Genomic DNA, 11,060 nt, shown 5'->3' on the forward strand with positions numbered 1-11,060 from the left:
TGGTGAGCCATGGAGGCTTCGAACCTTCGACACCCTGATTAAAAGTCAGGTGATCCAATTCGGGAATACCGTTATGCGGGTCAGTAATCAGGTGTCCGCTCCAATACATGCCGCTGTTTGGCGTCAAGCGGAGATAGTTGAATGGCGGAGACGATCATTCCATAGCAATCAGGCGATAGCCTATCCCCGGTTCGGTTAAAATGAAGCCCGGCTGGTTGGGATCCTTTTCTATTTTCTTACGCAGCTGGCTGATGTAGATCCGCAGGTATTGGGAATGCTCCTGAGCTTCAGTTCCCCAAATGGCCTTGATAAGATGCCGGTGGGTTACCACTTTCCCGGCATTGGCGGCCAGTATCTTTAGCAGGTCGTATTCTATCGGGGTCAGATGTATATCGGTTTCCGCAACTTTGACCAGGCGCCGGGAAAAATCCAGGAAGAGATCTCCAATCTGAACGACCGGTTCGTCTTTGACATTGGCCTGATGGCGCAAAGCCACCCTGATCCGGGCCATCAGTTCACTCACGCTGAAGGGCTTGGTCAGATAATCATCGGCTCCGATATCCAGCGCCTGGACTTTTTCATGATCCTGGCCCCGCACCGATAGTATGATTACCGGCACCTGGCTCCATTCCCGAACTTGCCGCAAGACTTCCAATCCCTCCTGATCCGGGAGACCCATATCCAGTATGATCACATCGGGGCGGGCCGTTACGGCTTGGTAAACGCCTTCTTTAGCGGTCGCAGCTTCGGTGAAATCATACCCGTGGGCTATCAGGCCGATTTTTAACAGCCGGCGGATTTCCAACTCATCATCGATTACCAATATCTTGGCTCCCATCTCTTGCCTCTCTATTCACTTTGAATATAATTAGAAAACATCGCCTGCAACCGGCAGGGTAAAATTAAACCGGCTGCCTCTTTCAGACTGGCCGGCAGCCCATATGGTCCCCCCGTGCGCTTCGATAATACCCCGGCAAATAGACAAACCCAAGCCTGTGCCGCTAACATTCCCGGGAGACTGCAGACGATAAAACTTGTCGAATATGAACTCCTCGTCGCCCGGGGTTATACCTTCGCCCTGGTCGGTTACCGACACTTTCAATAATCCGTCAACTTCGGCCGCGCTTACTATTATCTCACTATGCCGGGGGGAGTATTTGACGGCATTATGCAGCAAATTGGTCAACACCTGTTCGATTAAGGCGTAGTCAACTTTAATGAGCGGGAGTGCATCGGGAATCTCAACTTTGACTTTGTGCCCTTTGAGGATCTCCTGGTTTTCGCGCAGGGTCACGCCGATAATGTCCTGTATATCCGACCAGTCCGGATTAAGTTTCATATAGCCGCTCTCCAGGCGCGCCATATCAAGAAGGTTGTTTACGAAACGGTTCATGCGCTCAGCCCCCAGCTTAATGCCATTTAACAGGGTGGCCTTTTGCTCTTCATCATATATGGCTTCATCGTCGACCAGGCTGGAGACCGCACTCATAATGGAGGTGAGCGGTGTCTTCAAGTCGTGGGAAATAGAGTTGAACAAAGCCGCCTGCAGTCTTTCACTGGCCTCAAGGGTTCTCACGTCGTGGGCTTCCTCCGCTAATTCGAGCCTCGCTATAGCCAAGGCCGACAGCCCCGCCAGAGCCTGCAGCAGATTTATCTGTTCGGCTTCAAGCAAGTTGTTAGACGGTTTTACTGCCAAAACCGCCATGGTTTTTTCCTCGGTTTTGACCGGTACATGATAACCCCTGGCGCCGGTAAAAGTGTCAGTGCCTAAGCCGCTCGGCTGAGAGTGGCTGAAAGTCCACTGGGCCGCCAGCAAATCGTTGGGACTCGACGCCAAATCAGTCAGGGTTTTGTTTGCTGCAACGACTCTGAGTTCTCCGTTATGACCGGGCATAAACAGTGCCGCTTCGGCATCCAATGTCTCCGCCGTCTGCTTGACCACCTGGCTGACCAGCATGTCCAGGTCGGCTGCCGCCGATAATCCACGGGCCAATTCATATAGAACCCGGGTCTGTTTCTCGCGTTGGGTGGCTTCTTGCGCCCGGCAGCGGAGCAAATCACTCATATTGCCGGTGGTATATGCCACCATCATAAACACCAGGAAGGTGATCAAATGCCGGGTATCACTGACCGCCAGGTTAAGGATGGGCGGCATAAATAACACGTCCCAACATAAGACGCTGACCAGGGCTATGAAGAGCGATTGTCTGACCCCCAAGCGGGAGGCTGCAAAAATAACCGGCAGCAAATATAGCATCCCGATATTGGTTAACCCCAGGTAATCACTGTACAACTTGCCGATCAGAGTAACCGCTGCGGTGAGGAACAAAGAAAATATTATCAGCCTGCTGTCTTGATCCGTTGTATAATCGATCCGAAGACTGGCGTGAATAGCTCTGCCGATTTTGCGCCAATAGTTTGATCTGCCCAAGCAATGCTGCCCTCCGCTTCTCGCATGCCATGAACTGTATTATTCTACCCGGTATCGTAATTCCCTTTTCATTATAATTGAAGGGCCTGGGGATTACTAAAGAACAGGTTTATGGCTTTTGGCCAAGTGGTAAGTCTTGAGATCTTCCAGATAGAACGGGATTATAGATACGATGACATTGCGCTTTTTAAGCATGGCATTAGCGATAAACAGGCTGGTGTTGTTGTGCAAGGCCATCTCCCAGCGGTGAGGGACGAAAAACTGCGGCAGCAGCACGGTGATAATATCTCCCGGCTGGGAGGCATGCTCCTCAGAATCAATATATTCAGTCAAGAGGTTCACAACTTCCCGGTAGGGGGAAAACTTGACGATCAAGGGAATATCCGTGTCCAGCAAATTCCATTTCCGCCGCAGCTTTTCCGACTCGCCTGCATAGACCTCCACGTGGAAAGCTTCCACATGGGAAGTTATGCTGCGCGCATACCGCAGCGCCTTCACCACCATAGCGTTAAAGCTATCGACCGGTACGATTACATGATGCTGATAATCGCTGTTCAGATTTATTTGGGCTAGAGATTCGTTGGGTATGTCCAGCTGTTGAGCCACAGACAAATAATGGGTTTTGATCTTCAGCATGACCGTAATTATTAAAGGCACCACTACAAATACTATCCAGGCACCCTCGGCAAACTTGGTAATGCCTATGACGGTTACCGCCACACCGGTAGTTGCCGCCCCGGCCGCATTTATTAAGGCCTTCCATGTCCACCCTTTCGACCGCTCTTTCCACCAGTGGATAACCATCCCTGCCTGCGACAGGGTGAAAGAGGTAAAAACGCCCACCGCATAGAGGCTGATCAACAGATGGGTATCGGCCTGGAAGACAATTATTAAAATGGCCGCAGCCAGGCTCAGGAGAATGATGCCGTTGTTGAAATTGAGCCGGTGACCGCGCATGGACAGCTGTCTGGGGACATAGCCGTCCTGGGCTATGACGGACAGCAGGGTGGGGAAACCGCTATACGCGGTGTTGGCGGCTAAAGCCAGGATTAAACCAGTAGTGGCGGCCATGATGTATAACATCAGACCGGGCCCGAAGATGCTTAATGTCAACTGGGTTATGACGGTTTGCCGGGGGTCGGGCACTATCTGATACAGATTGGCCAGAACCGCAACGCCGCCAAAACATACTATAATGGCCAGAGCCAGCAAGGCATAGACGGTTTTGGCCTGCTTGGCGGCCGGAGCCTTAAAGTTGGGCACCGCATTGCTGATTGCTTCTACTCCTGTTAAGGCGCTGCATCCCGAAGCAAATGCTCTGATAATCAGAAACATGGTTACAGCCTGAATACCTGGTGTTGCCGGGATGGCTTCTGCAGGTGGGAGGACCGGCATGCCGCCGGTAAGGTATTTGATAATACCGGCTGCCACCAGGACTACTATAGATAATATAAAAGCATAAGTAGGCAGACTGAAAATGCGCGATGATTCGCGGATTCCCCTTAAATTACCTACCGCCAGCAAAAATATCAGCAACAAAGATATGGCGACCCGATGCGCATAAAGAGACGGAAACGCCGAGGTGATGGCCGCACTGGCTGCAGCGATACTTACTGCCACCGTTAAGGTGTAGTCTACCGACAAAGACGCCCCGGCAGCCAGACTGTAGATCGGTCCCAGATTATCCTTGGCCACCACGTAAGCCCCGCCGCCGTTGGGGTAAGCGTCCACTACATGGCGGTAAGACAACACCAATATGATGAGCAGGGCAACAATAGCCAGGGCAATACGCGGCATCCACATAAAAGAGGCCAAACCGATCACCGGCACCAAAACCAGCAAAATCTCTTCCACCGCGTATGCGACCGAGGAAATCGAATCACTGGACAGGATGGGCATACCCCAGAAAACATTTAATTTTTCATTTCCCAGTTGGTGGCTGGCCATACTTTTGCCAAACACGAACCTGCCTAAACGCCTGAACATATTGATTACCTGCCTTTTACAGATGACTAAAACGGATAGTATTAGTCTTAGCTTTGTTAACTATAGTAAAACTGCGCGGCATAAATAATCTGTATCGATTCTCTATGAGAAGGATAAAAAAGTTGTATAGAAGGCGAAGCCAAAATCCTTTAAAGTCACAATGCAGAAGAATTGCGGGGTATGTGCTTTGTAAGATGGGTCACTCCTGGGAGAAGGTATCCAGAACAAAGAGGCCAACTTCCAATTTGGGCCTCTTTTGGCCGGAGGCCGACAATGTATCCCCCCTAACTTACCAAAATAAACCAAACCTTGACCCCGACCTTAGGTAGGAGTTTATACTGAAAGGGGTGATGACATGGAAATCATGATCAAGATAGGCGAATTTGCTCAGTTGACTGGAGTCACAGTAAAAACGGTTCTTCATTATCACAAAATCGGTCTTTTGGCAGAACCGGTGAGGTCCCCAAACGGCTACCGGCTTTACGGAGCGACAGAACTCCATAGATTGCAGGTTATTAAGCGGCTAAAGGCTTTAGGTTTTAGTCTTGAGAAAATAAAAGATATGCTGGGAGATCCCGCTGACAGTACTACTATGCGTTCGGTTCTGGAATCATTGGCAAGAGAGTTGAGCAGCGAGATAAATACACTGCAAGCACGGCTTGAAAAGGTTCAAAAGCTGTTAGCGGCCGAACCGCTTCTCATATTGAAGGAAGATACGGCAACATTTCAGATGGTCAACGATATTATCGGCACCGAGCATTATGAATCGTATCCTGATGTAAGGGAAAAGGAGCGCCAAATCTATGAAGTCTTGGATAGTTATGAATGGGGTCTGAATCATCAGCAGTACTACGTGCAGTTGGCTGAATATCTTAAAGACAATCCCGAGGTTTTTCAAAAATTAATAAAAATGAACGAGCGGCTTGTTGCAATTGCTGACCTACCCGAAGATGCTCAGGAGATAGATGAACTAGCCAGGGATTGTGTTCGAATATTGAAGTGCATTCCTATTATTGAAACCATGTGCAGTCTTGAAACTGTGAACCCTTTCGATCCGCTGCTTAATGAAATGCTGAGCAGCCTTTTAACCCCGGCTCAAATGAAATTCTGTGAACTCAGCCTGCAGTACAGTAGGGAAACCGGACCTTTTAATAAATAACGGAAGGCAGGGTAATATGAGGGTGAAAACTATTTTGTCAAAACTTTCGCGCTATTCACTACCCATCCTGCTCATTTTGGTTATAGCAGATATTGCACTCTTCGGCAGCGGGATTATCTCTAAAGAACAAATGAAGTACTTTATCCTGGTACCGGCTATCCTGGAACTCACTTTCCTGATGATCTTCCTGTTCAACCTTTCTCGTATTATTGCTCGTTATCGAACTTTGAAAAAAGCAGGTGAGGAAACCTTTGCCGCCTGGCAGGAAGCTTTGGAAGAGATATTCCCGGCACGTGTAGCCCGCTTGATTTTAATCGAACCCCAACTGTATTATGCCTTATACCTCTCATTGAGGAAGAAACAGCTCCCCGATAAAACCGCATGTTTTGCCACCCGCCTGGCAAGCTACCTGTTTCTGGCCAAGGCCATTATTGTGATATGTTGGTTAGAGATCCTGGCCGTGTTTCTAATGCTCCCCGACCGGTGGCTGGTATGGAAGGTGGTTCATTTGGTGTTAGGCGTATGGGCCATAATGTGGATATGGGCAGATGCCCAGGCTATGCGTCTTTATCCACACCAAATGACCGGTAAAGGAGTAAGATTCCGGGTAGGTCTTCGCTACCACCAGGAGATACCCTGGGAGTATATCAGAGCAGTAAAACGAATAGAGAAGCCGGCCCCCGGCATTGCCCCTGGTCCGGATAAAAAAAATCCGGGAAGCCTGTTCCTGTCAGTTGGTGAAAAATGTAATGTCGAAATTGAACTTAACCCGCCCCAGTCCTTTCAGGGCATGCTGGGCAATAGGTTAGAGGTTGGGAGGGTCTATCTTTCCCTAGAAAAGCCAGAGGACTTTATGCTGAATATTCCAAACCCCGCTTTAGTCAATCAATACAATGCCTGAGCCCATTTTAAATGGAACAGTTCTTTAAAATTTACTTCCGAGAGACCTGGCTTTTTTTAATAATCTTCCTGAAATTGCCGGCTTTTGCAAGTTTGGATTCAGGGGTTCGCTGTTCCAGGAGTAAAAACATGGTTGTTCCCTGCCATAGGTCACTGATCCTATAAGCAAAGTCCATGCTATAATAAAGGGAGCTATGAGGAATTGAAGCTTAGGTTTTGCTATGCTATCATTGAGATATAAAAGGAGTTGCCGCTTGTGGTATGGCGGCAGGTTCGTAAATTGGGTTTAGGCCGCCTTACACAAAGGCGGCCGTATTATTTTCTGAGCATAAAGCACAGAGAAATAATTCCTAAGATTACCAAGCAGAATTGAAACAACTCGCCATATGTAATCATATCACCATTGCGCCTGGTCATTGAAAAGATTTGGTTTGGCCGGACAAATCGATTAAGCGGCATTAGTTTTTCCTCATAATTTATTCTCATCTTTATTCTGCAGTGGTTTTTTTCCTTTGTTAACAGAGTGCGGCTTGAAAGGCTTGGAAAATTGATGCTAGAATGGTAAAAGATCGAAACACCAAGCGGAATAATAATATGGGATTATGAGGAGAAAATGGTATTTATGAACAACAAGAAATTCACAGCAGGTATCCTGGCGGTTGCCATGTTGTCGGGAATATTTTTAACAGGATTTACATATCAGCAGGGCATAGGAGATGTCTATTATGAAACCAAATCGAGAATTTATGATAACACTACTTATCACGAACAATTGGCGGGTCATAGTGCCAACGGCATCGTGAGGGCATATTTTGTCAACGCGGATACCCAGGACACGGATTTAAAGCCCTATGTATTTGAAGGTGAAGTCACCGGAACCTATACGATGAATACCATGATCAGCACTTTGGAGAATCAAGGCTACAAAGTCGTAGCGGGAATCAACGGAGATATTTATGACATGGCCACCGGAACTCCAAAGGGGCTTAGCATTCATGACGGTAAGATCAAAACCTCCGGATATGCTCCGGAATATGTGATATCCTTTGACGAAGACGGCGCCGCTACCCTGGAAAAGGCAGCCCTGAGATATACACTGCAGGGAACGATCAACGTTCCCACCGTGATTATTACAGAACCAACCCAGCCGGCAGATCCAATACAGTCGGAAGATCTGACCTCGCCGGAAGATCCGGACCAACCGGCCGATCAGGCCCCACCGGCAGATCCGACCCAATCGGCCGATCAGGCCTCACCGGGAGATTCGACCCGGTCAGCAGAACCAACCCGACCGGCAGATTTGACCCAGTTGGCAGATTCTTCCCCCGTGCAGCAGACGGTTTACGTACCCACGGAATATAATGCGGATATCGGTTATTTTAATGTTCCGCATGGTGAGGGCAAGGCTTTGCATCTGTATAACCGCCAATATGCCTCCTCCACAAAAACCTCGGAGAACTCTGTTGAGGTAATATTGGACGCGGATTCACCGGAAAATGCGGAACTGACGGTGGGAGGTACGATAACGGCAACTGTTGCCGAAGTCAGAAACGGTAATTACAATACGCCCATCGGTGACAGTCAGCTGGTGCTTTCAACGGCGGGGGATTCGGCCTATGCGGTCCAGCTGGCTCAGCTGATTCCCGGAAGCCAGGTAGAGATTTCCGTATACGACCAAAACGGCGGAAACCTGTCAAATAGCAAGGAAGCCATCGGAGTATACTACCTGCTTTACGATAAGGGTCAATATGTTTCCAGCGGAACCAACTTGAATCCGAGAACCATCATCGGTATCAAACCGGACGGAACCCTTATGCTGTATGCACTTGACGGCAGACAGCCGGGCTTTTCGGAAGGTCTTGGACTGACGGACGTGGCCAAACACCTGGTTGATCTGGGCTGCAGCACCGTTGTGAATATGGACGGAGGCGGCTCCACGGTCATGGCCGTGAGAGCGGGGGGAATGGATTCCCGGGCGGTTGCCAAGAATTCCCCTTCCGAAAAAAACCAGCGAAAAACTACCAATGGCCTGCTTCTGGTATACGATGAACGCGGGGATTCCGATGCCGAGCATTTGCACACTTACCCAAGTCAGCCTCTTGCCATGCCGGGGGCGGACATTCAGCTTAAAACCTACGCATCCAACAATAAATATGAGCCGGTTTCGTTGAGAAAAAGTATAGAATACAGCCTTGATTCCGATTCGGACGGCTCTGTGGACGAGAACGGCCTCTTTACCGCCGGGAGGGCCATCGGAACTGCCGTGATTGAAGTGGAAAGCGGAGATCTCAGTACAACGGCGCAGGTCGATATTCAAAACAAGATAACCTTTGCTCCCAATGTGCGAAATCTGGAAATCGATCCGGGGGAAATCTTCGACATCAATGTAACGGCCAAATTCGGGTATGCTCCCATTGCAAGCAGGGACAGCCTGTTTATATGGACCTGCGATCCTGTCATCGGTACCATCGATGCCAACGGACTCTTTCAAGCCACGAATGAATCTGGAATAGCCGGCAATATCTATGTGGAATATAACGGCGTACAACAGACCATACCCGTTCAGGTCGGCCCTGCAAGCCTTGATTTCGCGGATACGAAAACACACTGGGCCCGAGACTATATCGGGAGATTGGCGGCCAGAGGGATCGTAAAAGGAATGGGCAATGATTGCTATTTGCCGGATAATTCCCTCACCAGAGCCGAATTCCTGACCATGCTTGCCAATACCATCAAGGGCTTAGACGTAACCCAGTCCACGCCGGCGGGCTTTACGGATGTACCCGCTACGGAATGGTATTACAATTATGTCAACTGGGGTTTTGAAAAAGGAATTGTAAAGGGAATTGACGATGTCAGCTTTGATCCCAATGGAAAGATAACCCGGGAGCAAATGGCGATCATGCTGGATAATCTGACCGAAAGTACCGACTTAATTCTTCCGGAAACCCATGCGGGAATGTCCTTTACGGACGACGCCTTGATCAGTCCCTGGGCTGCCGAATCTGTGAATAGGATCGTATCCTCGGGTCTCATGGGGGGATATCCGGAAGGCGATTATAAACCGCAGGGGAATGCGACCCGGGCGGAAGCCGCAACTGTTGTCTACAAACTGATCATGATACAAGATAAGCACTAGAAACCCATTCGCCACCCCGTCGATACAATAAAACGGTTTTATTCCAATTCCGCCCTGTTCACCTAATGCAGCATCTTTATAGAGGCTGGCTGAGAATTAACTTGGCCGGCCTTTCTTCATTTTCCACTGCGGAGTTGCGCCAGGAAGCCCTTCAGTCCAGGCGTTCCGGCCTATCTCTGCTATTGCCCGGAAAACCAGGAAAAGCGGATATAGCCTTCGCAGTTGGCGCCGTAACCGATGCCGGGGACCGGCCGCTCTAAGAATATCAAAAGCGAACCGGTAAAAGCCGCCGGTGTGCTGCTTAAAATTGTACAGGGCATAGAAGAATCCGCCGGAATCGCTATTTTCTATGCATTTATTGGCATGCCCGGCAATGGTTGTATATTTCCCCCGCCGTGTTCAACCCCCTTTATGCAAATATTTTTCCAGGCGCATAATGGCAGCCTGGCCAGCATCGGTTTAGCAAGCTCCGGTGCTCCGGGATCTATGCCACACCACAGAAAATTCCTGGAATATGATGGCTTTGGCATTAATCGGAGAATATTGGCAGCGTGCCATTGGCACCAAATGGTACCGTCTTATAAAGGTGCTTAGCCGGCAGCATTCAGCAGGCTGCCATAGATGAGGGTACATACCCGGGTTTATGCCCGGATAGGGGATAAACCGCTCCATATGCGGGATTTGTCACCTGCCGTTTAGGCGGGTAGAATGGAACAGCAAATGGGACAGCACCTGGAAGAAAGGAAGAGTGATATGAGACACAAGAAGCTTGTGGCAGTATTATCGATCATACTGCTTGGACTGACCAGTTTGAATATATCCATGGCAGAACCGGCTGATCTGAACGATAAAGCATTGAAGATAGAGATGCAGGATGAGAACGCGACGGAAACGGTGGACCGGCAGCAGGTGGATAACAACCTTATTTCTGAAGAGAATGGGGTTGCCGCTGACAAAACCATAGCGGCCCAGCCAATCAGCCAGCCCATTCCTGACCGGAATAACCAGGCGCCTGCTGTTTCGCGAAAATCGGCTCATGTATCCAGCCATAACCTGGATAGCCTGGCCAAGGTGGTTTTTGGCGAGGCCCGCGGAGAGCCTTTTGTGGGGCAGGTAGCCATAGCGGCTGTGGTTTTGAACCGGGTCGAGTCTGATAAATTTGGCAGTACCGTCAATGAGGTCATATTTGAACCGGGAGCCTTTACGGCTGTCAGCGACGGGCAATACTATCTGCAGCCCAATAACGAGGCCTATCAAGCGGCACAGGCTGCCATAGACGGGTGGGATCCCACCAATGATGCCATATATTATTGGAACCCGGCCACGGCTACGAATAAATGGATATGGAGCCGTCCCATCACAATAACCATAGGCAAACACGTATTTGCTCACTAATTGAAAAAGCCTGCCGGCTCGGCAGGATCAGACCGTCGACAAAAGCGAAT

General features: G+C 49.4%; 8 protein-coding genes. 4 read left to right on the forward strand and 4 right to left on the reverse strand.

The window, feature by feature from the left end:
- Window positions 1-154: 154 nt before the first annotated feature.
- The 3 genes from B2633_RS11575 to B2633_RS11585 form a co-directional block, all read right to left on the reverse strand.
- Window positions 155-838 carry a response regulator gene (locus B2633_RS11575; protein WP_483170822.1) on the reverse strand — a complete coding sequence of 228 codons (684 nt, stop codon included), beginning with the start codon at window positions 836-838 and terminating at the stop codon, window positions 155-157.
- Between the two features lie 30 nt (window positions 839-868).
- The gene (locus B2633_RS11580; RefSeq protein ID WP_483170823.1) at window positions 869-2,431 is read right to left on the reverse strand and encodes an ATP-binding protein; all 1,563 of its coding nucleotides are present in this window, start codon (window positions 2,429-2,431) and stop codon (window positions 869-871) included.
- A 96-nt stretch (window positions 2,432-2,527) separates the two neighbouring features.
- A complete protein-coding gene (locus B2633_RS11585; RefSeq protein ID WP_483170824.1) occupies window positions 2,528-4,417 on the reverse strand; it encodes an APC family permease in 1,890 nt (629 codons plus the stop codon).
- Window positions 4,418-4,772: 355 nt separating this feature from the next.
- Between B2633_RS11585 and B2633_RS11590 the strand changes: the two genes are divergently transcribed.
- From B2633_RS11590 to B2633_RS11600, 3 genes are all read left to right on the forward strand, one after another.
- The gene (locus B2633_RS11590) at window positions 4,773-5,576 is read left to right on the forward strand and encodes a MerR family transcriptional regulator (protein ID WP_483170826.1); all 804 of its coding nucleotides are present in this window, start codon (window positions 4,773-4,775) and stop codon (window positions 5,574-5,576) included.
- A gap of 34 nt (window positions 5,577-5,610) precedes the next feature.
- Window positions 5,611-6,477 (forward strand): hypothetical protein, encoded by an 867-nt coding sequence (locus B2633_RS11595; RefSeq protein WP_483170828.1) that lies wholly within the window; start codon window positions 5,611-5,613, stop codon window positions 6,475-6,477.
- A 621-nt stretch (window positions 6,478-7,098) separates the two neighbouring features.
- A complete protein-coding gene (locus tag B2633_RS11600) occupies window positions 7,099-9,615 on the forward strand; it encodes an S-layer homology domain-containing protein (protein ID WP_483170829.1) in 2,517 nt (838 codons plus the stop codon).
- Window positions 9,616-9,794: 179 nt separating this feature from the next.
- On the opposite strand, the gene B2633_RS11605 is transcribed toward B2633_RS11600, so the two are convergent.
- Complete coding sequence (locus B2633_RS11605) at window positions 9,795-9,935, reverse strand: hypothetical protein (RefSeq protein ID WP_483170830.1); 141 nt, start codon at window positions 9,933-9,935, stop codon at window positions 9,795-9,797.
- A 388-nt stretch (window positions 9,936-10,323) separates the two neighbouring features.
- On the opposite strand from B2633_RS11605, the gene B2633_RS11610 reads away from it, so the two are divergent.
- Complete coding sequence (locus B2633_RS11610) at window positions 10,324-11,010, forward strand: cell wall hydrolase (protein ID WP_483170831.1); 687 nt, start codon at window positions 10,324-10,326, stop codon at window positions 11,008-11,010.
- Window positions 11,011-11,060: the final 50 nt, after the last annotated feature.

Source organism: Syntrophomonas sp. UBA1041, assembly GCF_002316705.1.
GTDB lineage: Bacteria > Bacillota > Syntrophomonadia > Syntrophomonadales > Syntrophomonadaceae > DTU019.